The organism is Allobosea caraganae (genome assembly GCF_003351345.1).
GTDB classification, from domain to species: Bacteria; Pseudomonadota; Alphaproteobacteria; order Rhizobiales; family Beijerinckiaceae; genus Allobosea; species Allobosea caraganae.
Genome location: NZ_QQTO01000019.1, coordinates 747,869 through 772,046, shown reverse-complemented (window position 1 = coordinate 772,046; position 24,178 = coordinate 747,869). Strand labels below are relative to the sequence as shown.

General features: G+C 67.8%; 24 protein-coding genes. 3 read left to right on the top strand and 21 right to left on the bottom strand.

Annotation, left to right across the window (positions count from 1 at the left end; genetic code table 11):
• Positions 1–4: 4 nt before the first annotated feature.
• Positions 5–280 (bottom strand): preprotein translocase subunit YajC, encoded by a 276-nt coding sequence (gene yajC, locus DWF00_RS11930; RefSeq protein WP_114827764.1) that lies wholly within the window; start codon positions 278–280, stop codon positions 5–7.
• Between the two features lie 387 nt (positions 281–667).
• Between yajC and DWF00_RS11925 the strand changes: the two genes are divergently transcribed.
• Positions 668–1,546, top strand: a complete 879-nt coding sequence (locus tag DWF00_RS11925) for an ATP-binding protein (protein ID WP_114827763.1) — start codon at positions 668–670, stop codon at positions 1,544–1,546.
• 341 nt (positions 1,547–1,887) lie between these two features.
• Here DWF00_RS11925 and DWF00_RS11920 read toward each other — a convergent pair whose 3' ends face one another.
• The 16 genes from DWF00_RS11920 to DWF00_RS11845 all read right to left on the bottom strand — a co-directional run bounded on the left by DWF00_RS11920 (position 1,888) and on the right by DWF00_RS11845 (position 19,214).
• Positions 1,888–3,348: a peptidoglycan DD-metalloendopeptidase family protein gene (locus DWF00_RS11920; RefSeq protein ID WP_114827762.1), complete on the bottom strand. Its 1,461-nt coding sequence runs from the start codon at positions 3,346–3,348 to the stop codon at positions 1,888–1,890.
• A gap of 255 nt (positions 3,349–3,603) precedes the next feature.
• A complete protein-coding gene (locus DWF00_RS11915; protein ID WP_114827761.1) occupies positions 3,604–4,269 on the bottom strand; it encodes a protein-L-isoaspartate O-methyltransferase family protein in 666 nt (221 codons plus the stop codon).
• Between the two features lie 27 nt (positions 4,270–4,296).
• The gene (gene surE / locus DWF00_RS11910) at positions 4,297–5,058 is read right to left on the bottom strand and encodes a 5'/3'-nucleotidase SurE (RefSeq protein ID WP_114827760.1); all 762 of its coding nucleotides are present in this window, start codon (positions 5,056–5,058) and stop codon (positions 4,297–4,299) included.
• A 232-nt stretch (positions 5,059–5,290) separates the two neighbouring features.
• Positions 5,291–6,697: a serine--tRNA ligase gene (gene serS / locus DWF00_RS11905; protein WP_114827759.1), complete on the bottom strand. Its 1,407-nt coding sequence runs from the start codon at positions 6,695–6,697 to the stop codon at positions 5,291–5,293.
• A 177-nt stretch (positions 6,698–6,874) separates the two neighbouring features.
• Positions 6,875–7,216 (bottom strand): GIY-YIG nuclease family protein, encoded by a 342-nt coding sequence (locus tag DWF00_RS11900; RefSeq protein WP_425453100.1) that lies wholly within the window; start codon positions 7,214–7,216, stop codon positions 6,875–6,877.
• 87 nt (positions 7,217–7,303) lie between these two features.
• On the bottom strand, positions 7,304–8,122 hold the full coding sequence (gene tatC, locus DWF00_RS11895; protein ID WP_114827757.1) for a twin-arginine translocase subunit TatC: 819 nt from the start codon (positions 8,120–8,122) through the stop codon (positions 7,304–7,306).
• Complete coding sequence (gene tatB, locus DWF00_RS29715) at positions 8,119–8,640, bottom strand: Sec-independent protein translocase protein TatB (protein ID WP_210207838.1); 522 nt, start codon at positions 8,638–8,640, stop codon at positions 8,119–8,121. Before tatB ends, tatC begins: the two co-directional genes overlap by 4 nt.
• A gap of 50 nt (positions 8,641–8,690) precedes the next feature.
• Entirely contained in the window at positions 8,691–8,933 is a 243-nt protein-coding gene (locus tag DWF00_RS11885) for a twin-arginine translocase TatA/TatE family subunit (RefSeq protein ID WP_114827756.1), read from the bottom strand.
• Positions 8,934–8,998: 65 nt separating this feature from the next.
• Entirely contained in the window at positions 8,999–10,039 is a 1,041-nt protein-coding gene (locus DWF00_RS11880; protein ID WP_114827755.1) for an ABC transporter ATP-binding protein, read from the bottom strand.
• Between the two features lie 225 nt (positions 10,040–10,264).
• Complete coding sequence (scpB, locus tag DWF00_RS11875) at positions 10,265–10,972, bottom strand: SMC-Scp complex subunit ScpB (protein WP_114827754.1); 708 nt, start codon at positions 10,970–10,972, stop codon at positions 10,265–10,267.
• Positions 10,973–10,984: 12 nt separating this feature from the next.
• Positions 10,985–11,806, bottom strand: a complete 822-nt coding sequence (locus tag DWF00_RS11870; RefSeq protein ID WP_114827753.1) for a segregation and condensation protein A — start codon at positions 11,804–11,806, stop codon at positions 10,985–10,987.
• A 184-nt stretch (positions 11,807–11,990) separates the two neighbouring features.
• Positions 11,991–13,004 (bottom strand): beta-N-acetylhexosaminidase, encoded by a 1,014-nt coding sequence (gene nagZ, locus DWF00_RS11865; protein ID WP_114827752.1) that lies wholly within the window; start codon positions 13,002–13,004, stop codon positions 11,991–11,993.
• 72 nt (positions 13,005–13,076) lie between these two features.
• Entirely contained in the window at positions 13,077–14,171 is a 1,095-nt protein-coding gene (locus DWF00_RS11860; protein ID WP_114827751.1) for a TRAP transporter substrate-binding protein, read from the bottom strand.
• Positions 14,172–14,391: 220 nt separating this feature from the next.
• Positions 14,392–16,059 (bottom strand): SPOR domain-containing protein, encoded by a 1,668-nt coding sequence (locus tag DWF00_RS11855; RefSeq protein ID WP_114827750.1) that lies wholly within the window; start codon positions 16,057–16,059, stop codon positions 14,392–14,394.
• 99 nt (positions 16,060–16,158) lie between these two features.
• A complete protein-coding gene (gene argS / locus DWF00_RS11850) occupies positions 16,159–17,925 on the bottom strand; it encodes an arginine--tRNA ligase (RefSeq protein WP_114827749.1) in 1,767 nt (588 codons plus the stop codon).
• A gap of 47 nt (positions 17,926–17,972) precedes the next feature.
• Entirely contained in the window at positions 17,973–19,214 is a 1,242-nt protein-coding gene (locus DWF00_RS11845) for a deoxyguanosinetriphosphate triphosphohydrolase (protein WP_114827748.1), read from the bottom strand.
• 86 nt (positions 19,215–19,300) lie between these two features.
• Here DWF00_RS11845 and DWF00_RS11840 point away from each other — a divergent pair, with 86 nt between their 5' ends.
• Positions 19,301–19,651, top strand: a complete 351-nt coding sequence (locus DWF00_RS11840; protein WP_114827747.1) for a HesB/IscA family protein — start codon at positions 19,301–19,303, stop codon at positions 19,649–19,651.
• A 141-nt stretch (positions 19,652–19,792) separates the two neighbouring features.
• Here DWF00_RS11840 and DWF00_RS11835 read toward each other — a convergent pair whose 3' ends face one another.
• The 3 genes from DWF00_RS11835 to DWF00_RS11825 all read right to left on the bottom strand — a co-directional run bounded on the left by DWF00_RS11835 (position 19,793) and on the right by DWF00_RS11825 (position 22,482).
• Complete coding sequence (locus tag DWF00_RS11835; protein ID WP_245973842.1) at positions 19,793–20,470, bottom strand: HPP family protein; 678 nt, start codon at positions 20,468–20,470, stop codon at positions 19,793–19,795.
• Between the two features lie 361 nt (positions 20,471–20,831).
• Positions 20,832–21,446, bottom strand: a complete 615-nt coding sequence (locus tag DWF00_RS11830) for a cold-shock protein (protein ID WP_114827745.1) — start codon at positions 21,444–21,446, stop codon at positions 20,832–20,834.
• A gap of 283 nt (positions 21,447–21,729) precedes the next feature.
• Positions 21,730–22,482, bottom strand: a complete 753-nt coding sequence (locus DWF00_RS11825; protein ID WP_245973841.1) for an SIR2 family NAD-dependent protein deacylase — start codon at positions 22,480–22,482, stop codon at positions 21,730–21,732.
• 94 nt (positions 22,483–22,576) lie between these two features.
• Here DWF00_RS11825 and DWF00_RS11820 point away from each other — a divergent pair, with 94 nt between their 5' ends.
• Positions 22,577–23,761 (top strand): aminotransferase, encoded by a 1,185-nt coding sequence (locus DWF00_RS11820; RefSeq protein WP_114827744.1) that lies wholly within the window; start codon positions 22,577–22,579, stop codon positions 23,759–23,761.
• 3 nt (positions 23,762–23,764) lie between these two features.
• Here the strand turns inward: DWF00_RS11820 and DWF00_RS11815 are convergent, their stop codons facing one another.
• Complete coding sequence (locus tag DWF00_RS11815; protein ID WP_114827743.1) at positions 23,765–24,157, bottom strand: hypothetical protein; 393 nt, start codon at positions 24,155–24,157, stop codon at positions 23,765–23,767.
• Between the last annotated feature and the right edge of the window lie 21 nt (positions 24,158–24,178).

Sequence of the window (24,178 nt, the reverse complement as noted above, 5' to 3'; positions counted from 1 at the left end):
GCCTTCAGCTCTTGACCGGTTCGCTCTTCGAGCGGACGTCCTGGATCATGCTCTTGACCAGTCGGATGCGGACGCCGTCGGCGATCTCTGCCTCGATCTCGGCATCGTCGATGACCTTCGAGACCTTGGCGATGATGCCGCCCGAGGTCACGACCGTGTCGCCGCGGCGCACGTTCTTGATCATCTCCTGATGCGACTTCACCCGCTTCTGCTGCGGGCGGATGATCAGAAACCACATGATCACGAAGATCAGGACGAACGGAATCAGCGACATCAGCATATCGGACGAACCGGCGCCGCCGAAACCTTGGGCAAAAGCAGGGGTGATCACAAAGGGCTCCTTCACATCGGCGGCGGGATACGCCGGCCGTCAATGCGGCAACGGGTTTATTCGGGCTCAAAAAGCGCGCGGACTATAGCCACGGGCGCCGTTAAATCAATTCCGGGCGCAGGCAATGGACTGCCCGCGCCCCTCACCTATGGATTCGCCGCCATTCGCGCAATGGTCTTGTCTCGCAGAGCGTGGCTTCTCTCGCGGAGCGGGGCCTTCTCTCGCGGAGCGCGGGTCTTGTCTGGCAGAGCGTGGGTCTTGTCTCGCGGCATGTGATGTGATCTATGCCAGTACCGTACCGTTCGGTACTATCTTTTCCAAGCGGACGCGCTTCCGATGACCGATATCGCCGCCGACCAGACGCTCCAGACCCTGCTCCGCATCGCCTCCGCCCTGGAGCGCCTCGCCCCGCCCGCCCGCAAGGCGGCCGACCTGACCACGGCCGACGCCTTCGTCTGGCACCCGGCCAGCGCGGAGCTTGCGCCCGTGGCCAAGGTCAACCGCGTCGAGCTCTCGCTGCTGCGCGGCGTCGACCGCGTCCGCGACATCCTGGCCGAGAACACCGAGCGCTTCGCCCGGGCGCTGCCCGCCAACAACGTGCTGCTCTGGGGCGCGCGCGGCATGGGCAAATCCTCGCTGGTCAAATCGGTCCATGCCGACACCAACAAGCGCCTTGCCGGCGAGGCCCTGCCGCTGAAGCTGATCGAGATTCACCGCGAGGATATCGAGAGCCTGCCGGCGCTGATGGGCCAGCTGCGCCAGGACAAGCACCGCGTCATCGTCTTCTGCGACGACCTCTCCTTCGACGGGCAGGACACCTCCTACAAATCGCTTAAGGCAGCGCTGGATGGCGGCGTCGAGGGCAGGCCCGACAACGTCGTGTTCTACGCGACGTCCAACCGCCGCCACCTGCTGCCGCGCGACATGATGGAGAACGAGCGCTCGACCGCGATCAATCCAGGCGAGGCGGTCGAGGAGAAGGTCTCGCTCTCCGACCGGTTCGGCCTCTGGCTCGGCTTCCACAAATGCAGCCAGGACGAATATCTTGAGATGATCGAGGGTTACACCAGCCACTTCAAGCTCGGCATCGCGCCTGACGAGCTGCGCCGCGAGGCGCTGGAATGGGCGACGACGCGCGGCTCGCGCTCCGGCCGCACTGCCTGGCAATACATCCAGGACCTGGCTGGCAGGCTGGGCAAGCGGCTGGAGGAGTGAGGCGCCCGCCTTCCCTTCTCCCCTTGCGGGAGAAGGTGGCGCGGAGCGCCGGATGAGGGGTCGCGCCGCGCTTTCCGAATGTCGAGGATGCCACACGCCGACGCTGCCATCGTCGCGCGACCCCTCATCCGTCTCGGCTTCGCCGAGCCACCTTCTCCCGCAAGGGGAGAAGGGAAACCCGCGGCGGTTACCCCAAATAAAAACGGCGGGACGGCCATTCCTGGGGCCGTCCCGCCTTGTTCCGATCAGCTGGGGTCTCGCGCGGCCGATCGAAGGTAAACTTGGCTCGTCTTGCTAACCTGACGCCGGTTCGCGGCGAAAATGCGTCGGGTGATTCGGGATCAGTTGTTGAGGTAGGGCACCGGATCGACCGGGGTCGAACCCTTGCGCAGCTCGAAATGCAGCTGAGGCGACGCGACGTTGCCGCTCTGGCCGGATTTGGCGACGACCTGGCCGCGCTTCACCGTCTCGCCCCGCTTCACGTTCAGCTCGCCATTATGGGCGTAGGCCGAGACGTAGCCGTTCGGGTGGCGGATCAGCACGAGGTTGCCGTAGCCCTTGAGCTCGCTGCCGGCATAGGCGACGACGCCGCCCTCGGCCGCCTTGACCGGCGTGCCTTCCGGCACCGCGATGTTGATGCCCTCGTTGGAGCCCTTGCCGCCATAGCCGGCGATGACGCGGCCGCGCGCCGGCCAGCGGAAATCGGCGGACGCGGCGGCGTCCTCCTGCTTCGGCAGGCTGGCGGTCGTGGCGGGCTCGGCGACCGGCTCCGACTTCGGCACCGCGGTGACCTTCTGCTCCGGCGGGGCGCTGGCGACGACCACGGGCTTGGCCTTCTCCGGCACAGGCGCGGGAGCGGGCTTCTTCACCTCGGCCACAGCAGTCGGCCTAGCCTCGAAGACGCCCTTGGTCTCGATCACCTGCCTGGTATCGACGGGCGCCGGCTTGGCGACGACGCCCTTCTTGGCATCGGCCTTCGCCTTGGCTTCGGCCGCGAACTTGGCGCGGGAATCACGCATTGCCTGGGCGTCGGCCGCAGCCTTGGCCTTGGCTTGCGCCTGCTCCTCGGCGAGCTTGGCCTTGGCGTGAGCCGCAGCTTCCGTGGTTCGGGCCTTGGACTGGGCCTGCTCTTCGGCCGCCCTCGCCCGCGCCTCGGCCACGATCTGGGCCTTGCTCTTGACCTCGGCGACCGGGGCCAGGCGCGGCGCCGTTGCGACGACACGCGGAGCTTCGACGCGCGGAGCCTGGACGGCAACACGCGGGGCCTGAACCGCAACGCGCGGAGCTTCGAGACGCGGAGCCTCGAGACGGGGAGCCTCGAGACGGGGAGCCTCGAGACGGGGAGCCTCGACGGCCATGCGCGGCGCTTCGACGACAGGCGCCTCCGCCCGCAATTGGCTGCCACCGCCGGCATTGTAGACCGGGATGATCAGGCGCGAGCCCGGAGCCACACTGCCGCCGGAGAGGCCGTTGGCCGAGATCAGCGCCGAGCGCGGCACGCCGTAGCGCGAAGACAGGATGTCGAGCGTCTCGCCCTGGGCGACGACGATCGGCGTCCCGCCCTGGGCCGACCAGCCATTGGAGCTGCCGGTGACCGGCGTGACGCTCGGCGGCGCCGTGCGCAGGGCGACGGCCGATTGCGGCGGCGGCAGCGGCTGCGAGCGCACCGACGCGATCGGGCGGCTCGGCGCCAGCGGCGCGCTGTCGACACGGCCGATCGAGCCTGTCGTCACCGGATCGCGCTGGGCCGGGGCCTGGGCGGTCCTGAACGGATTGTCGAAGGGGGTGTCCGTGAAGCGCATCGCATCGGACGAGCACGCGCTGACGCTGAGGGCCAGCGCGCACGCAGTCGACAGACGAAGGGCAATGCGGGGCTTGGCCGATCCGAACTGACTACGCATGAACAGAATACTCGCGAACGACGCAACTCGATGACCGGGATTAAAACCTCGTTCAGGTTACGAAAGCGTTTCTCGCTGAGTCCGTGCGTTGATTTTTTAGCCGGGCGACCCCAGCTGATTCAGCCCTCGCAAGACTTGCCCCTACAAGACTTGCCCCTACAAGGCCTGGGCCAGCCCGGGCGCCAGTGGCGGCAGCCGGACGACCGGCCCGAGCGCGTGGTCGAAGGCAATGCCGTCGGCAGCGCGCGTCACCACGACGCGGCGCGCCATGCCCTCGACTCGCAGTGCCCCGACCAGCTTTCCGCCGGGCGAGAGCCGCAGCAGCAGCGCCTCCGGTATCGCGTTGGCGACGCCGTTGACGAGGATGCGGTCGAAGCGGCCGAGCGTTCGGTCGGGCTGGAAGCCATCGGCATGGCGCAGGTCGACGGCTTGCGCGTAACCGCTGCCGCTGATTCGCTCGTGCGCCGCCAGGGCGAGCGTGCGGTAGCGCTCCAGCGAGACCACCTCCCCGCCCATGGCGGCAAGCAGCGCCGAGACATAGCCCGAGCCGGTACCGACTTCGAGCACGCGGGCGGAGGGCTGCATGTCGAGCGCGCCGACAAGGTTGGCGACGGTGTGCGGCGCCGTCATCGTCTGGCCGCAGGGCAAGGGCACCGAGACGTCCTGCCGGGCAAGGTCGGCGAAGCGGGTCGGCGCGAAGCGCTCGCGCGGCACCCTTTCCATGGCCCGCAGCACGGCAAGATCGCCGACGCCCCGCGCCCGGAGCGAGAGTAGAAAGGCGACGGTGCGCTCGCCCTCGCTCTCCAGCCCCTCCTCGCTCATTGCGGTCGCCCCGGAATCAGTGATCTCTCAGGAGAACACTTGTGCGAAACGCGTCAATGTCGGTTCGTGGGTTAGATCGAGTTCCAGCGGCGTGATCGAGATCTTCTGCTCGGCCAGGGCGCGCAGGTCGGTGCCGTTGGCCGGCTCCTTGCGGCTGCGCTGGAAGGCGATCCAGAAATACGGGTTGCCGCGCCCGTCCGTGCGCGGCTCCAGCCGGACCAGCTCCTGGTCCCGCCTGCCCTGCACCGTGACCGCGACGCCCTTGACCTCGGCCGGCGCGACGTTCGGGAAGTTCAGGTTGAACAGCACGCCCTCGGGAATCCCCTCCTCCAGCAGGCGGCGGATGATGCCGGGCGCATGGTGCTCGGCGCAGTCCCAGCGGATCTGGTCGCGGCCCTGCGGCCCGTAGGCCTGGCTGACCGCGATCGAGGGGATGCCGAGCAAGGTGCCCTCCATCGCAGCCGCGATGGTGCCGGAATAAGTCACGTCCTCGGCGACGTTCTGGCCGCGGTTGACGCCGGAGAGCACGAGGTCGGGCCTGTTCTCGATCATGATCGAGCGCGCCGCCATGATCACGCAATCGGTCGGCGTGCCGGCGACGGCGTAGCGCTTCTCGCTGATCTGGCGCAGGCGCAGCGGGTTGCTGAGCGAGAGCGAATGGGCCACGCCCGACTGGTCGGTCTCGGGCGCGACGACCCAGACATCGTCGGAGAGCTGGGCAGCGATGCGCTCCAGCACGGCAAGGCCTTCGGCATGGATGCCGTCATCATTGGTGACGAGGATACGCATGGTCAGTTCATTCCTGCGGTCTGGAAGGACGCGGGCGAACCGCGACGAGCCCCCTCTCCCCCTGCGGGAGAGGGTTGGGGTGAGGGGTCGCGCGACGCTGGCGGGTAAGCGGGGTCGACGAGGCGCGACAAACGGAGATCGCAGCGCGACCCCTCATCCGTCTCGGCTTCGCCGAGCCACCTTCTCCCGCAGGGGGAGAAGGAAAGCGCGGCCTGCTCGGCGCCAGATATAATCACGCTGTCTTCTCGATCTTCGTCACGCCGCGCATGTAGGGCACCAGCACGTCGGGCACGGAGATCGAGCCGTCGGCGTTCTGGTAGTTCTCCATCACCGCGATCAGCGCGCGGCCGACGGCCGTGCCCGAGCCGTTGAGGGTGTGGACGAAGCGCGGCGAGCCGCCCTCGGTCGGACGGTAGCGCGCGTTCATGCGCCGGGCCTGGAAATCGCCGCAGACCGAGCAGGACGAGATCTCGCGATAGGTCTTCTGGCCGGGCAGCCAGACCTCGATGTCCCAGGTCTTCTGGCTGGCGAAGCCCATGTCGCCGGTGCACAGCGTCATCACGCGATAATGCAGGTCGAGCTTCTTCAGGATCGCCTCGGCCGAGGCGAGCATGCGCTCATGCTCCTCCTTCGACTTCTCCGGCACGGTGATCGAGACCAGCTCGACCTTCTCGAACTGGTGCTGGCGCAGCATGCCGCGGGTGTCGCGCCCGGCCGAGCCGGCCTCGGCCCGGAAGCACGGGGTGAGCGCGGTGTAGCGGCGCGGCAGCTCTTCCTCGGAGAGGATTGTTTCGCGTACGAGATTGGTCAGCGGCACCTCGGCCGTGGGGATGAGGCCTTTAGCTGCACGCAGCAATGAATCGCGAACTAGCTGCGCAGTATCCTTCGCACCAAGATTGTCGGGGATAAAGAGCTCAGCTAACGAGCCGTGATCAAAGTACTGACCTGACAGTGCCCAGAACTGATCATCCTCAAATTTCGGCAGTTGCGCGGTACCGTACATAACATCGCGGTTCACGAGAAGCGGCGGATTGACCTCGCTATAGCCGTGCTCCTCCGTGTGTGTATCGAGCATGAACTGCCCAATCGCCCGGTTGAGCCGGGCAATCTGCCGGTTGAGGACGACGAAGCGCGAGCCCGAAAGCTTGGCTGCAGCCTCGAAATCCATCTGTCCCAGCGCCTCGCCGAGCTCGAAGTGCTCCTTGGCCTGGTTGACGCCGACAAGCCGCTTGCCGCCCTCCTCCGGCTTTTCGCCATGGGCGTGCAGCACGACGTTGTCATGCTCGTCCTTGCCATCGGGAACATCGGCATTGGGAAGGTTCGGGATCGCCGCGAGCTGTTCCTCCAGCCTGGCGACGGCGGCCTTCTCCTCGGCCTCCAGCGCCGGCTGCGAATCCTTCAGCGCCGCGACCTCGGCCTTGAGCTCTTCGGCGCGGGCGAGGTCCTTCTGGCCCATCGCCTTGCCGATCTCCTTGGAGAGGGCGTTACGGCGCTCCTGCGAGGCCTGGGCCTTGGCGATGGCCGAGCGTCTGACATCGTCGAGCGCGAGCAGAGAGGCCGAGAGCGACTCCAGCCCACGCCGCTTCAAGCCATTATCGAACGCCTCGGCGTTCTCGCGAATCCATTTGATGTCGTACATCGTGGTCAGGCCATGCCGTCGCTGCGGGAAAGACGGCTGATCCTGTAGCGCAGGGAAACTCCCCCGTCATCCCGGCGAGCGGCATAAGCGTAAGCCGCCTTTACGCGAAAACCTCCGCGTCATCCCGGACAAGCCGCGAAGCGGCGCCGCTCCGCTACGGCCGGGATGACGGCGCGGCTAGTCGAGGTGGATGGTATCGTAGAGATCGCGCCAGGTTGGATTGCCCTTTTCGATCAGAGCTATCTTCCGCTCGCGGCGCCAGCGCTTGATCCGCTTTTCCTGCGCAATGGCTTCGTCGGGGCGGTCAAAAGCCTCGGCATAGACGAGGTGGATCACTCCATACTTCTCGACGAACTCAGAGCCCCGGCCTTCCCGATGCTCGCCGACACGCCTGGAGAGAGAATTGGTGACACCGGTATAGAGCGTGCCGTTCCAGCCGCTGGCCATGATGTAGACCCCCATCGGTGCCCCACCCTCCACGTCATCCCGGCCGTAGCGCAGCGGAGCGCCGGGATCCATCGTAAGGCGCCGCGCCCTACGATGGATCCCGGAGCGGCGCCGCTAAAGCGGCTTGTCCGGGATGACGGCGCATACTGGAAAGGGGCCTCAGGAGTCCGACGCGTCCTCGGCCGCTTTCGCAGCCTCCCGCTTCGTCTCGACCCGGCGCACCGAGAACACCGAAAGCTCGTAGAGGAGCAGCATCGGCACGGCGAGCATCAGCTGGGAGATCACGTCCGGTGGCGTCAGCACGGCCGCGACCACGAAGACGCCGACGATGGCGTAGCGCCGCTTCTCCTTCAGGAACTTCGAATCGATGATGCCCGCCTGGCCGAGCAGGGTCAGGATCACCGGCAGCTGGAACGCGACGCCGAAGGCGAAGATCAGCGTCATGATCAGCGACAGGTACTCGCTGACCTTGGGCAGCAGCGAAATGCCGGCCTGCCCCTCGCTCGCGGCCTGCTGCATGCCGAGCGAGAACCGCATCAGCACCGGCATGGCGAAGAAGAAGACCAGCGCGGCGCCCATGACGAAGAAGACCGGCGTCGCCACCAGATAAGGCGCGAAGGCCTGCTTCTCGTTCTTGTAGAGGCCCGGCGCCACGAACTTGTAGACCTGCGTCGCGATCACCGGGAAGGCGAAGAAGCCGGCGCCGAAGGCCGCGACCTTGATGTGGGTGAAGAGCAGTTCGAGCGGGCCGGTATAGATCAGCTGCGCATTGGCGCCCGAGCCCGCCGCCCAGACATAGGGCAGGACCAGCAGGTTGTAGATCTGCGTCGAGAAGGCGAAGCAGATGAAGAACATGATCATGAAGGCGATCAGCGACTTGATCAGCCGGCCGCGCAGCTCGATCAGATGCTCGATCAGCGGCGCGCGCGAGGCCTCGATCTCGTCTTCGCCGTTGCGGAGATTGGTGCTGACGCTCACGCCGGGCTCCCTTCGCCGGGCTCGACGGCCTCGGTCGCCTTGGCCTTCACGGTGCGCTTGCGCGGCGCTTTCGGCTTGACCTCTGGCTCGGGCTCCGGAGTGGCCTCGGCGATAGGGGCTGGGTCGATGACGATCTCCGGCAGCGGCTCAGGCCCGGGCAGCGCCGCGAGCTTGGCCTCGGCCTCCTTCAGCGAGATGTCATCCGCCGATTTCGGCGCGCCGAACTCGTTGATCTGGTCGATCGGCTTGAAATCGGAGCTGGCATCCGGAGTCTTGGGCTCCGGGTTCAGCGCGCTCTGCACGGAGCCGCCGACCTCCTCGACCTGCTTCTTCAGGTCGTGCAGCTCGGCCTCGCGCATGGCGTCGTTGAACTGCGTCTGGAATTCCGACGCCATACGGCGGACCTTGCCGATGGTCTGCCCGAAGGTGCGCATCGCGCCGGGCAGATCCTTGGGTGGAATCGCGACGAGCGCCACCGCCCCGATCAAGATCAGTTCGCTCCAAGCGATGTCGAACATCGACGGCCGGTCCTATCATCCCTAGCCGCCCCTCGTGGGGGCGGTCTGCCTCAGGCCTTGGTTTCGGCCTTGGCCGTCGCCGCGCCAGCGGTCTGGGCGTGGTCGATGATCTTCGGGTCGGTGGTCGAGGCCGACGGCGCGGGCGCAACCGGCTCATCCTCGGCCATGCCCTTCTTGAACGACTTGATGCCCTTGGCCACGTCGCCCATCAGCTCGGACACTTTGCCGCGCCCGAACAGCAGCATCACGATGACGCCGACGACGATCCAGTGCCAGATGCTTACGCCACCCATGGCGAACTCCTCCGAAAATCCCCTTCGACCTGCCTAATCGGCAGGCCAAGCGCTTGTGGCGGAACCTATGTGTCCCCCGCGGGGAACACAAGAACTTCATCGGTCGCAATGTCGATACCGACCTCCTCGCCCTCGCGGATCGAGCCCAGCAGCGAAATCCTTGCGACGAGCGGCTTGTCGAGCCCATCGACCGCGAGCAGGACGTGATCGACCTCGCCGAGAAAGCGCCGGGTCACAATCCGCGCCGGCAAGTGGTAGCCCTTCGGCACCAGCCTGATCAGGTGCGGCCTGACGCAGACCACGGCCTGGGAGCCCTCGGCGAGCCCCGGCGCCGGGAACGAGCCTATCGGCGTATCGACCGCGCCGCGCCGGACGATTCCGGCTATCTCGCTAAAGTCGCAGAAGAATCTGGCGGCAAAGAGGCTGACGGGCCTGCGGTAGAGCTCCTCGCCCGAGCCGATCTGGACGATCCGGCCGGCGCGCATCAGCACGATCCGGTCGGCGATGCGCATCGCATCCTCCGGGTCATGCGTCACGATGATCGAGGTCGCGCCGGTCTCTTCAAGCAAGGCCGCGGTCTCGTCTCGCACCACGTCGCGCAGGCGCCGGTCGAGATTGGAGAACGGCTCGTCCATCAGCAGCACGCCGGGCCGCGGCGCGACGGCGCGGGCCAGCGCGACGCGCTGCTGCTCGCCGCCCGAAAGCATGTGGGGATAAGAGTCGGCCAGGTCGGCGAGGCCGACGCGGGCGATCGCCCTCAGCGCGGTGGCATCGGCCGACGCCGCATCGTAGCCACGCAGGCCGAAGCGGACATTCTCGCGCACGGTGAGATGCGGGAACAGCGCATAGTCCTGGAAGACCAGCCCGACGCCACGCTGCTCCGGCTCGACGAAGTCCTCCGGCGCCGAAACCTCCCTGCCCTCCAGCAGGACCTTGCCGGCGCTCGGCCGCTCGACGCCGGCGGCGAGCCTGAGCAGCGTCGTCTTGCCGCAGCCGGATTGGCCGAGCAGCGCGACGATCTCGCCGGGCGCAACCGAAAGCGAGACGTCCTCGAGCGCCGTGACCTCGCCGAAGCGCTGGGTGACGCCTTCGAACGCCAGCGACATCGGGATCGCGGCACCGGCCGTCCCCCGCCTGCCCCAGCTCAACCACCGCGCCACGCTCTCGCTACGAGCCAAAAGATACTCCAACCTCTACCAACGCACCCCCGTCATCCCGGACAAGCCGCGAAGCGGCGCAGCTCCGGGATCCATCGTAGAGCGCAGAGCCCTACGATGGATCCCGGCGCTCCGCTTCGCTGCGGCCGGGATGACGTGCGAGGGTGATATCCCTCACTCATCCGCCGTGTGAGGCCCGCCCTCGCCGTCGTCAAGCGGCGTGAACAGGTCGCCGAGCGGATCCTCGTCATCGCGCAGGTCGGGCGCATCGTCGGGCAGCGGCACGGTCAGGTCCTTCGACAGCCGCCCCTCGATGAAGCCGGAGCCCTTGAGCTCGTCGAGCCCCGGCAGGTCGTCGATACGGTCGAGTCCGAAATGGTCGAGGAAGCCCGGCGTCGTGCCATAGGTCACCGGCCGGCCCGGCGAGCGCCGGCGCCCGCGCAGGCGGACCCAGCCGGCCTCCAGCAGGATGTCGAGCGTGCCCTTGGCGGTGGCGACGCCGCGGATCTCCTCGATCTCCGCCCGCGTCACCGGCTGGTGGTAGGCGATGATGGCGAGCACTTCGAGCGCCGCCCGCGACAGCTTGCGCGGCGGCTCGGCCTCGGCCGCAAGCAGGTAGCTGAGATCGGGAGCCGTGCGAAAGGCCCATTTGCCGGCGACCTGGCGCAGGTTGACGCCGCGCGCAGCGTAAATCTCGCTCAGCAGGGTCAGCACCTGCAAGGTCGAGATGCCGGCGGGAACCGAGCGGGCAAGCTCCTCCTCCGAGAGTGGCGCAGCGGAAGCGAAGAGCAGCGCCTCGACGATACGCGTCGCCTGCGCGAAGGCTTCCGCCTCGCCGCGATCCTCTTCCTCCTCGATGCGCTCAGACGCCGCCACTTTCATGCCTGTTCCATATCACAGAGGCAGCGTCGGCGGGCGGGCGGAACGGCGGCGGACATAGAGCGGCGAGAAGGCGCCGTCCTGGCGCAGGTCGAGCACCCCTTCCCGCACCATCTCCAGCATGGCCGAGAGCGCGGATGCCCGCACCGTCGCGCGCATCGCCTGAAGCGGCGCGCCATGGCCGGTCATGTAGCGGTTGAGATAGGGATCGATCGCGGTCCAGTCGCCGGCCTCGCCGACCAGCCGCTGCAAGGCCTCGCGCGCCTCGACCAGCGACCAGACGACGCGATGGCCGACCGAGATATGGCCCTGCACCCGCTTCTGGCGCTGCTGGGCATAGGCCGCGAGCAGGTCGTAGAGCTCCGCCTCCCAAACCGGCCGGGCGCCGGCGATGATCGCCTCGGGCTCACCGCGCGCAAAGACGTCCTGCCCCAGCCGCTCGCGCGAGGCGAGCCGGCGCGCCGCCTCGCGGATCTGCTCCAGCCGGCGCAGCCGCAAGGCCAGCGCGGTCGCGAGGTCGGCCGCGCTCGGCTCCTCGCCCTTGGGCGGCTCGGGCAAGAGCAGCCGCGACTTGAGATAGGCAAGCCAGGCCGCCATCACGAGGTAGTCGGCCGCGAGTTCGAGCCTCAGCGCCCGCGCCTGCTCGACGAAGACGAGATATTGCTCCGCCAAAGCCAGGATCGAGATGCGATGGAGGTCGACCTTCTGCCGCCTGGCAAGGTCGAGCAACAGGTCGAGCGGGCCCTCATAGCCGTCGACATCGACGACGAGCGCAGGTTCGCTATCGCCGCGCTCAGGCCGCGCATCATCCTCGAACGGAAGTTCAGCGGCCGCCAATGGCCCGCCCCCGGTTTAGATGCTGCCAGAAACCCCGCACAGCCCTCATCCTGAGGAGCCGCTTTAGCGGCGTCTCGAAGGATGCTCCAGCGCACACTGGAGCATCCTTCGAGACGCGCTCCGCGCTCCTCAGGATGAGGGCTCTGGTTCCAAGCAGCGCTACAGCCCCGGGGACAGATTCGGCTTATCGGCTGCCCATGGCAAGGGCGCTTGCAAGCTGCGAGCGGGCGCTATCCACATCAAGCGGCTCCGGCTCGTGCCGAATCCGTGACAAAGCCATGGCGGCGCGGCGTGCGCGGGCTCCGCTCATCTCCGGAACGGCGCCGGCGACCGCGACCATCTCGTCCATGATGCCGTGGCAATGCAGCACGACGTCGACGCCGGCGCGGATCGCCGCCCGCGTCTTCTGCTCGAAGGAGCCCGAGAGCGCCTTCATCGAGATGTCGTCGGTCATGATCAGCCCGTCGAAATTGAGCTCGCCGCGCATGATGTCGCGGACGATCCGGCGCGAGACCGTCGCCGGGTGCCTTTTGTCGAGCGCGGTGAAGACGACATGCGCCGTCATCGCCAACGGCATGTCGGCGAGATGCCGGAACGGCCGGAAATCATGCGCACGCAACGCTTCGAGCGACGCCTCGACCACAGGCAGGTTGTGATGACTGTCGGCCTGCGCCCTGCCGTGGCCGGGCATGTGCTTGACCACCGGCAGCACGCCGCCGGCCAGCAGCCCCTCCGCCGCGGCGCGGCCGAGCCTCGCCACCATGTCGGGATCATGCGCATAGGCGCGGTTGCCGATCACGTCATGGCTGCCGGCGACGGGAACGTCGAGAACGGGCAGGCAGTCGACGTCGATGCCGACCGATTTCAGGTCATGCGCCATCAGCCTTGCCGAGAGCCTGACGATCTCGCGCTGCTGCACCGGGTCGTTGATCGCGAGGAAGGCGAACGCCGGCGGGTATGGCGCCCAGTGCGGCGGCCCCATGCGCTGGACCCGGCCGCCCTCCTGGTCGATCAGGATGGGCGCCTGCCAGCCGACGCAGTCGCGCAGGCTCGCGGTCAGCGCCGCCACCTGCGCCGGGTCCTGCGTGTTGCGCTTGAACAGGATGAAGCCCCAGGGCCGCGCGTCCCTGAAGAAGGCGCGCTCGTCGAGGGTGAGGCTGGTGCCGAGGCAACCGGCGATGAAGGCGCGCGATGTCATGGCCTAGGCGTAGAAACGGGCGCCGAGTCGGTCAAGACTGGGCGCCCGCAACTATTCTCGAAGAACCGAGGCTCAGCGCACCTGCTGGATCATCTGCGCGTTGAACGCGTCGAAGGGCAGCTCGGCGATGCGGAACCAGAGCTGCTCCTTCTTCCAATAGGGCAGCCAGGAATCGTAGAAGGTCTTGAAGGCCGGGTTCTTCGCGGCGAGCTCGCCGTAGAGCGCCTGCGCCTCCTTGAACGCCGCCTGCATCACCTCCTGCGGGAACGGCCGCAGCTCGGCGCCGCTCTGCACCAGGCGAACGAGCGCGTCGGGGTTGCCGTTATCGTATTTCGCCATGCAGAGCATGTTCGCCTCGGCGCAGGCCGCTTCGAGGATGGCGCGATAGGATGCCGGCAGGGCGTTCCACTTCTCCAAGTTTACGATGAAGCTGACATTGGCGCAGCCTTCCCAGAAGCCCGGGTAGTAATAGTACTTGGCGACGCGCTGGAAGCCGAGCTTCTCATCGTCGAACGGGCCGGAGAACTCGACCGCGTCGAGTGTGCCGCGCTCCAGCGCCGGGTAGATGTCGCCGCCCGCGAGCTGCTGCGGAATGACGCCGAGGCGCGCCATGATCGTGCCGCCGAGCCCGGCGATGCGGAACTTCAGGCCCTTCAGGTCCTCGAGCGTCTTGATCTCCTTGCGGAACCAGCCGCCCATCTGCGCGCCGGTATTGCCGGACGGGATGGTGTGGACGCCATAGCCCTTCATGAAATTGCGGCAGAGCTCGAGGCCGCCGCCCTGGTAGAGCCAGGCATTCTGCTGGCGGGCGTTGAAGCCGAAGGGCAGCGTGGTCTCGAAGGCGAAGGCCGGGTCCTTGCCGATATAGAAGCTCGACAGCGTATGGCTGCATTCGACCGTGCCGCTCTGCACGGCATCGAGCGCCTGCAGCGCCGGCACGATCTCGCCGGCGGAGAAGACCTGGATCTGGAAATTGCCGTCGGTCGCCTCGGCGACGCGCTTGGCGAGCTGCGTCGAGATGCCGAACAGCGTGTCCAGGCTCTTCGGATAGCTCGAGGTCAGGCGCCAGCTGATCTTGGGCTGCGACTGGGCGATGGCGGGGGCGGCGGTGGCGGCGCTGGCTGCGACACCCGCACCGGCGGTCTTGACGAATCTGCGGCGGTCCATGGGTTCCCTCGTTGGATTGGCTTTTGGGGCAGATGCCCTTGCCCGCGGACGTCCTTGCCCGCGGAAATAGTGGCGGCTCGGGGCGGACGCTAACGGGATGTCGCTCCAGCTTGAAGCTCGCTCGCCGCGTGCGCTCATGCGCTGGCGGCACGGCAAAAACGCGAACCGCCGGTTGCGCTGAGCGCAACCGGCGGTTCTGAGGAGATAAAAGCCTGGATCGTCAGTTCTTGGCGATGAAGCACTGGCCGCCGGCGCCCTGGAGCGCCGTGCACATCGTGGTGGCGTCGTCGCGCGAGTACGGGCCGATGCGCAGGCGGTAGACGGTCTTGCCGCCGGCGAGATCGGTCTTGCGGACGATCGGCGCCTTGCCGCCAAGCTGCTCCGGATATTTGCGCTGCAAGGCCGAGAACGTGGCGCGCGCCTCCGCCTCGCTGCCGGGAGCGGCGAGCTGGACGACGAAATCGCCGGTGCCGGCCCGGATCGCCGCGGTGGCGGGAGCGGGCGTGCTCTGCGCTGCCGGCGCGGCACTGGCCACGCGGACCGGAGCCGCCGGCGTCGTCGCCGGGGCCGGCGTCGCGACGCGCTCCTGCGCCTTGGGCGGTTCAGGCGGCGCGGCCGGGCGCGGACGCGGCATGGTCGCGCTGGCCAGGGTGCCGGGGGCCGGCGCCGTGGGGGCAGCCACAGGGTTCGCAGCCGCGCGGCTCGGGGCCGAGCCCGTCACCAGCGGAAGCGCCATGCCGTTGACACCGGGCACGGTGCCATTCGCGTAAGCCGTGCTGGTGTTCGCCGCCGGAGCCGGCGCGCCATCCGGGCGGATCGAGACGGTGCGGACACGGCGGGGCTCGCCGAGGCCGGGAACCGCCGGAACCGCGGTCAGCTCGGCCGGGGTCGTGCCGGCCGGTACGACGGCCGAGGCAGGAACCGCAGCCGGGGCCTGCGCCAGCGGGTTGGTGTTTGCACCTGTACCCGGCCCGGGCATCACAACGCGCGGCGCAAGCGAGCGCGCCGCCTGCTGCACGTCGACGGGCTGCTCCTCGCGGCTGACCACGCGGGTCTGGCCGATCGGCGCGGACTCGCCGGCGCGCTCGTAGATCTGCTTGTTCTGGTTGGGGATCTCGGTGCCGCCCGGATTGGCCGGCTGCACCTTGGTCGGCCCGCCATCGGCGCTGATCACCGGCGGCAGCCCGTCGCTGGTCACGGGCCCCGAGCGCTTCCAGACCATCGCGCCGGCGGTGCCGGCAACGGCGACCGCGATCAACGCGGCAGCGGCCCACAAGCCCTTGCGCGAGCGCGGCCGTTCGAGATCGCGCAGCTCGTCTTCCGCCTGCGGCGGCTCGGGATAGGCCTGCGGCTGGTAGCCGTAATCCTGCTGGCCATAGTCCTGCTGATCGACAGGGCGCTCCTGGTCGAGGTCGCGCGGCGCGCTGACGGCCGGCTGGACCGGCTCCGGCGGCCGATAGCGATAGGGCTCCGGCGCGGCATAGTCATAAACCAGCGTGGCCGCGCTCTGCTGCGGCGCGGGTTCGGGCTCGGCGGCAGGCGCCGGCCGCGTCGGCTCGGTGCGGCGCAGCAGCGCCTCGAACTCGTCGAGCGCTCCGCGCACATCCGCCGGCGGGGCCGAGACCTCGGCGGCGGCGCGCTGGACGACGGCCGGCGCGAAGGACGGTTCCTGCCGGGCCTGGGGCCATGAAGGCGACTGCGCCGCGGCCGGCTGTGCCGGGCGGGTCGCGAAAAGCTCCTTCAGCGGGTCGTCCTGCCCGACGATCCGCGTCAACTCGACGAGGGGATCGACCGAATTACCGGGCTTCGGCGCCTGCGCCGCGCCGCGAAGCTGGCGCTCGAGGTCGTCGAGGTCGAGGGCGAATCGGTTTCTAGCTGGTTCGCTCATGGCTTGATCCATTCCAGCACGCGGCCGGCGCCACGAATGGAACGCCGAACGACGCGCGCGGTCAATCTGACCTTGTGCGCGCTGCCGGCAGGAACGCCGTCAGCGCATCTCTTCCGGCGCCGCAACACCGACGACCGCCAGACCGGAAGCAAGGACGCTTCGCACCGCATGCACGAACGCCAGTCTTGCCAAGGTCGACTCTCGATCAGTTTGATTAACGAACCGTAATTGCGGCGAGTCTTTGCCCTTGTTCCACAGAGAGTGGAACGCGCTCGCCAGCTCATGCACGAAAAAGGCCACGCGATGCGGCTCATGCGCGCTGGCTGCTGCGTCGATCATTCGCGGATACGCAGCGATCATCTTGATGATGCCGAGCTCTGATTCGTCGCTCAGTCGCGCGAGGTCGGCCTGCGCCAGCATCGCGGGCGAGAGGTCGAGATCCGGGAAGGCTTCGCGCGCCTGCCGGAAGATCGAGGCGCAGCGCGCGTGCGCGTACTGAACATAGAAGACCGGGTTGTCCTTCGACTGCTCCACGACCTTGGCCAGATCGAAATCGAGCGTCGCGTCGTTCTTGCGGAAGATCATCATGAAGCGCACCGCATCGCGGCCGACCTCGTCGATGACTTCGCGCAGGGTGACGAAATCGCCGGAGCGCTTCGACATCCGCACCTGCTCGCCATTGCGCAGCAGCCGCACGAGCTGGCAGAGCTTGACGTCGAGCGTGCCCTCGCCCGCCGTCACCGCCTTCACGGCGGCAGCCATGCGCTTGACGTACCCGCCATGGTCGGCGCCCCATACGTCGATCATCTCGGCAAAGCCGCGCGTAAATTTTGAGCGGTGATAGGCGATATCGTTGGCAAAATAAGTGTAGCTGCCATCCGACTTCAGCAGCGGCCGGTCGACGTCGTCGCCGAACTGGGTGGCGCGGAACAGCGTCTGCTCGCGGTCCTCCCAATCCTCGTCCTTCTGGCCCTTGGGCGGCGGCAGCCGGCCCTCATAGACGAGGTCGCGGGAGCGCAGATCCTCGATCGTCGCGCGCACCGCGTCGAGATTGCCGCCGACCGCCTGCAGCGAGCGCTCCGAGAAGAACACGTCATGGACGACGCCGAGCGCGGCGAGATCCTCGCGGATCATCGCCATCATGCCGTCGATGGCCGTGGCGCGAACCAGCGGCAGCCATTCCTTTTCAGCCTGCTCCAGCAGGGCGCGGCCATGCGCCTTCGCCAGCGTCTCGCCGACCGACTTGAGGTAGTCGCCGGGATAGAGCCCTTCCGGGATAGCGCCGATCTCTTCGCCGAGCGCCTCGCGGTAGCGCAGGAAGGCCGAGCGGCCGAGCACGTCGACCTGCGCGCCGGCGTCGTTGATGTAGTACTCGCGCGTCACGGCATGGCCGGCAAAGGCGAGCAGGTTCGAGAGCGCATCGCCGAAGACCGCGCCGCGACCATGGCCGACATGCATCGGCCCGGTCGGGTTGGCCGAGACGTACTCGACATTGATCTTCGGCGCGGGCTTCCCGGCGCCGCGGCCATGGTCCAGCCCGGCCTCGACCGCAGATTTGAGAATCGCTGTGAAAACAGCGGGTTGCAGCGTCAGGTTGATGAAGCCGGGCCCCGCCGCCTCGGCCTTGACGATGTCGGGATCGCGCAGCAGCTCGGCGCAAATCTTCTCGGCAAGCGCACGCGGGTTGGTCCCGGCCTCCTTGGCCAGCACCATCGCGGCGTTGGTGGCGAGGTCGCCATGGGCCGGATCGCGCGTCGGCTCGACCACGACGCGCGCGAAGGACAGGCCGGCCCGCAGAACGCCGGCCTCCGTCAACTGCGTCAGGGCGGCGGTAATGCGCGCGGAAAAGGTCTCGAACAGGTTCATTGCGGCCGGCGATCTTTGGGAAGCCAATCTTTGGGAAGTGTCCGGCCCTATCGCAGCGCCGGGGTCGCGTCAAACAGGCGCCGGTGCTCGTCGAGCGCGTACCAGTCGGTCATCCCCGCAATGTAGTCGGCAATGCGCCTCGCCTTGCGGGCTTCGTCGAGTTCGGCGGCGCCCGCCCCCCAGTCATCCGGCATCACCTGCGGCGTCGCGCTGAAGCGGGTGAAGAGGTCGCGCACGACATCGGCGGCGCGCTGGCGGATCACCGCGACGCGCGGATGGCGGTACATGTTGGGATAGAGGAAGGCCTTGATCTCGCGATCGGCCTTCTGGATCGCCTCCGAAAACGCAACGACGGGCGCGCCCGCGCGCCGGACGGCATCGGCATCAGCTGGGGCCAGCGCCGCGATCAGCGCTTCCGAACGGCCGATCACATCCTCGACGAAGCGGGTGATGACCCGGCGCACCAGCTCATTGGTGGCGCGGCCCTTCTCCAGCCCCGGATGCAGCCGCTCGATCTCGTCGAGCAGCTCGGCCAGGAAGGGCACGGCGCGCAGGTCGGACAATTCGAACAGGCCGGCACGCAGGCCGTCATCGATGTCATGGGCGTTGTAGGCGATGTCGTCGGCCAGCGCCGCAGCCTGCGCCTCGGCCGAGGCGTGGCTGTCGAGCCAGAGGTCCTGCCGCTCCTGGTATTCGACGATCGCCATCGGAATGCCGGTCTCGGCGTAGCGCTCGGTCGGCTGGCCGTCGGGCGTCAACAGCGGGCCGTTATGCTTGACCAGCCCCTCCAGCGCCTCCCAGCTCAGGTTCAGCCCGTCGAAGTCGGCATAGCGCCGCTCCAGCCGGGTCACGATCCGCAAGGTCTGGGCGTTGTGGTCGAAGCCGCCATAGTCGCGCATGCAGGCGTCGAGCGCGTCCTCGCCGGTGTGGCCGAAGGGCGTGTGGCCGAGGTCATGCGCCAGCGCCAGCGCCTCGGCGAGATCCTCGTCGAGGCCGAGCGCGCGGGCCAAGGCGCGGGCGATCTGCGCCACCTCGATCGTATGGGTCAGGCGGGTGCGGTAATGGTCGCCCTCATGCGAGACGAAGACCTGCGTCTTGTGCTTGAGCCGGCGGAAGGCGGTGGAATGGATGATGCGGTCGCGATCGCGCTGGAAATGGTTGCGCGTCGCCGAGCCCGGCTCCTCGATCAGCCGGCCGCGGCTCTGGCTGGAACGGCAGGCATAGACCGCGCGCCAGCGTTCGCCCGGCTCACGATTTGCGTCGAGGACAAAGCTCTGTGGGTGCGGCATGGCGGACCTGTCGGCGCCCCAAGCTTGTATCGGCGCTGCAGCGCAATTACCTTCGGCTGTAACAAAGGTGCAAGGAGCATCTCTTCATGTCGACCGATCTTCAGGTCAATCCGCGCGGCATCGCCGTCACCGGCAAGGCGGCGAACCGGATTCTCGCGGTGATGGCCAAGGAGCCGCCCGGCTCGATGCTGCGCGTCAGCGTCGCCGGCGGCGGCTGCTCCGGCTTCCAGTACATCTTCGACGTCGACCGCGAGCGGGCGCCGGGCGACCTCGTGATCGAGCGCGACGGCGCCACCGTCCTGATCGACGAGACCTCGCTCGACCTGCTCGAAGGCTCGACTATCGACTTCGTCGACGATTTGATCGGCCAGTCCTTCCGGATCACCAACCCGAACGCGACCAGTTCCTGCGGCTGCGGCACGTCCTTCGCGCTTTAATCTGCACCACCGTCATTGCGAGCGTAGCGAAGCAATCCAGGGGTCTCGCTCACCTAGTCTCCCTGGATTGCTTCGCTGCGCTCGCAATGACAAAAAGGCCTTACTGCAGAGAAGCTTAAGCCGACAAGCGGATTCAGGCTCTCAGGAATTGCGGGCCTGCCGACGCGCAGCGCTCGCCTCTGCGTATTGCAGCAGCTTGTCGAGATCGTCGCGGGCGATGTCGAAGGTCTCGTCCATCTGCACCAGCGCCTCGTCGATATCCTTCGGGCTGTAGCCGAAGGTGGCGCTCGCCGCCGCAACCTTGGCCTCGACAGGCGCTGCGCGATGCGGGTAAGAGCGCCGCGACAGCGCGTGAAAGGCCATCCCGAACACCACCAGTGTGATCGAGTTCACCGCGATCGGCACCAGCGGGAAGAACACGCCCCACTCCGCGATGACCGGGCCGCCCAGCGCCGCCGTCAGCGCCACGGCCCCGCCGGGCGGGTGCAGCGAGCGCGTCAGCGACATCACCGCGATCGCGAGCGCCACCGCCAGCGCCGCCGCGAGCGTGACATCCGGAACGAGCCAGGCGACGGCAAGGCCGACGCAAGCGGAGATCGTATTGCCGCCAATGACCGACCAGGGCTGCGCCAGCGGACTCGACGGAACCGCGAAGACCAGCACCGCCGAAGCGCCGATCGGCGCCACCACCAATGGGGAGTGGATCGGGAACAGGAAGCCGAGCGCCGCCGTCAGCGCAATGCCGACGAAGGCCCCGGCGCAGGCCACCGAGCGTTCGGAAAGCGTCGCGCCGGCAAGGATGGGTCTGAAGATTTTCACGGGCAAGCCAGCGCTTGGATACGGGCCACTGCTCTTACAATAAGCACGATGCCCAATTCAACGGCAAGTCTGGAATAACATATACCAGAAACGCGCATACGCGGGTGCGCGTTCCCCGGCGCGCGCCAACTTCCCTAACCCCGCCGTGACCTGGCAGAATCAAGCGCCGTCATCCCGGACGGAGCGAAACGGAGCTCCGGGATCCATCGCAGAGCGCCAGAGCCCTACGATGGATCCCGGAGCGACGCGGCTTCGCCGCTTGTCCGCGATGACGCGGAGAGGTTTCCGCGTAATCGCAGTCCGCTCGAACGAAAAGAGGCGCCGAAACGGCGCCCCACTTTTACAAATCTAATTCCGGTTTTCAGTGCGAACTCGGCGGGCCGCCCTGCTCGAGCCGGATCTCAGCGGCCATCAGGCCCTTGGGCCCGGGTCCGTAGCGCACCAGCACGGTCTGGCCGGGAATCAGCTCGACGATGCCGTAGCGCCGCAGCGTCTCCATGTGGACGAAGATGTCCGGGGCGCCCTCACCCTTCGAGACGAAGCCGAAGCCGCGCAGGCGGTTGAACCATTTCACCACCATGCGCTCGAGACCGCTTGTCGGCGTCACCGAGACGTTGGTGCGGGCCATCGGCAGTTCGGCCGGGTGGCGCGCCACCGAGGTGTCGATCGACATGACGCGGATCGCCTGCCGGCCACGCGCCTTCTCGATCACTTCGAGGACGATGCGCGCGCCCTCCGCGATGGCGTTGAAGCCGTCGCGCTTCAGGATGGTGACATGAACGAGCACGTCGGCGCTGCCATCCTCCGGCACCACGAAGCCGTAGCCCTTGCTGACGTCGAACCATTTGACGTAGCCGACGAGCTCCACGCCCGTCTCGGGCGTGAGCCCCTCGGGGCCGTCCAGCCGCATGATGCGGTTGAGGGATTGGATCGGACCGACCGGTGGTCGCCCACTCTCACCGAACTCGTCGGACATGTGCCGCTCATCTCCGCGCGAACTACTTGATTCGTGCTCACACGATACCATTGCTTCGGAGTGGCGATACAGCCGCCTCAGCATCATCCACATCAAGACGCGTGAAAATCACAGCTGATCTGGCAGAGATGCTGCCCTATTTAGAGACCGTTTGAAAATTCGCCAGCGCGAGTGGGCTGGCGTGGCTGTCGAGAACCGGAGCGGAGCGGACGTTGGTCCGTGAGCACCGGAAGCGCAGACAGCCACGTCAGACGGCCGCGCCAGTAGAATTCTCGGACGGTCTCTAAGCCAGCGGCGCCAGTGCGGCCCCGATCTCGGCCCGCACGACGAGGTCGGCGATCACGTCCTGCTCCGTCGGCTCGCGGTTGATGATCACGAGCTTGGCGCCGTTGCGCTTGGCGATGACGGGAAAGGTCGCGGCCGGGAACACCACCAGCGAAGACCCCGCCACGAGGAAGAGATCGGCCCGCATGGTCAGGTCATGCGCCCGCAGCATCTGCGCCTGCGGCATCGCCTGGCCGAATGAGATCGTCGCTGACTTCACCACGCCGCCGCACATGATGCAGCTCGGCGGCTCGCCGCTCGCCTCGAAGGCCGGCCGGATCGCGGCCAGTTCATGCCGCCAGCCGCAGGTCAGGCAGGTCGCATAGGTGCCGTTGCCGTGCAGCTCGACGATCCTGTCGTCGGGAATGCCCGAGGCCTGGTGCAGGTTGTCGATGTTCTGCGTGATCAGGCCGGGCGAGCGGCCGTCCGCGATCAGCCGCGCCAGGGCGCGATGGCCGCGATTGGGCCCGGCGCCGGCGAAATGGTCGTCCATCGTGAATTTGCGCCGCCAGGCCTCGATCCGCGCCGCGCGGCTGCGCACGAAGGCGTCGAACGGGATCGGCTTGTTGACCATCCAGGGCGAACCGGGCGAGCGGAAATCCGGCACGCCGGATTCGGTCGAGATCCCCGCCCCGGTGAAGCCGACGATCACGCTGGCGCAGTCGAGCATGGCGTGAAGTTCGGCGATCGCGTCTTCGCTGTCGTGCTGCATCGACCACTCTCTTCGCCCGAGGCCAATATGGGGCATGGCGCCCCTCGCGTCCAAGCCGATTGACGCGGGGAGAGCCGCGCCGCAAAGCTCAGCCATGCTCCAGACGACCCGCCCCGCGCTGAACCCCGACCTCATCGACACCGGCACCCCGCCGATCCCGCAGGCGCAGGGCTGGGCCCGCGCCTATGACGGCAGCAGCGGCCCGCTGATCGACCTCTCGCAGGCCGTGCCCGGCTCGCCGCCGCCCGACGCCATGCTGGCAAAGCTGGCCGAGGCCGCCGCCAGGCCCGAATTCACCCGCTACGGCGCGATCACCGGAGATCTCGCTCTGCGCGAGGCCTATGCGGCCGAGATCGGCGCGATCTACGGCGACAGCTTCACGCCCGGCGAGATCGCGATCACCTCCGGCTGCAACCAGGCCTATGTCATGACCATGATGGCGCTGGCCCAGGCCGGCGACAACGTGCTGCTGCCGACGCCCTGGTACTTCAACCACGAGATGACGCTGACCATGCTCGGCATCGAGCCCAGGCCGCTGCCCTGCGACCCGGCCGCCGGCTTCGTCCCGGATGCCGCGCTGGCTGAGCGCCTGATCGACGCAAAAACCCGCGCCATCGTGCTGGTGACGCCGAACAACCCGACCGGCGCTGTCTATCCGCCCGCCACCATCGCCGCCTTCGCCGAGCTCTGCGAAAGGCGCGGCATCTGGCTGGTTCTCGACGAGACCTATCGCGACTTCCTGCCCACTGGCGCTGCGAGGCCGCATGAGGTCTTCGCCGCAAGCGGCTGGCGTGATTCGGTGATCGGCCTCTACAGCTTCTCGAAGGCCTATGCCGTGCCCGGCTGGCGGCTCGGCGCGATCACGGCCGGCGAGGCCATCATCGCCCAGATCGGCAAGGTGCTCGACTGCGTCCAGATCAGCCCGGTGCGCGCCGGTCAGGCCGCAGTCACCTGGGGTATCGACGGCATCCGCGACTGGCGCGAGGCCAACCGCGCCGAGATCAACGCCCGCGCCAACGCCTTCCGCGCCGCGATGGCGCCGCTCAATGGCTGGCAGGTGCTGGCAGTCGGCGCCTATTTCGCCTATGTCGCCCACCCCTTCGCCGAATTGCCGGCGGCCGAGGTGGTGCGCCGGCTGGTGCAGGAGCGCGGCGTGCTCGCCCTGCCCGGCCCCTATTTCGGCCCCGGACAGGAGCGGCACCTGCGCGTCGCAATCGCCAATGTCAGCGCCGACCGGATCGGCGAGCTGAGCGACAGGCTGCGCGGCTTCGGCCCCTGAGCCTCATCGCAAGAGTGCCGCATAGCGCTCGCGATAGGCGTAGGCCAGCAGCGCGCCGGTCACGACGAGGATCAGCGCCACCGGCACGCCGGGCGGGTTGATGGTGAGGTGGAACAGCACGATCACCGTCATCACCGGCGCGATCAGGGCAAGGCCGAGCGCCGGCATCACGTTGAAGATCAGGCTGAGCGCACCCGCGAGGTTGATCGTCTTGAGCAGCGGCCAGAAGAAGCCGGAGTTCATCAGCGCCTGCTCGAACGCCTCGCCCCGCACCGAGGTCGGCGGATGGATCAGCCGGTTGCCCGTCGCGATGAAATAGAAGCCGTCGATCGCAGACACGAGGAAGATCAGCCCGAGCAGCACGCGCGGGATCGTCACGAAGAGAATCTTGTTCACGGCAACGCCCCCCGGCGCTTG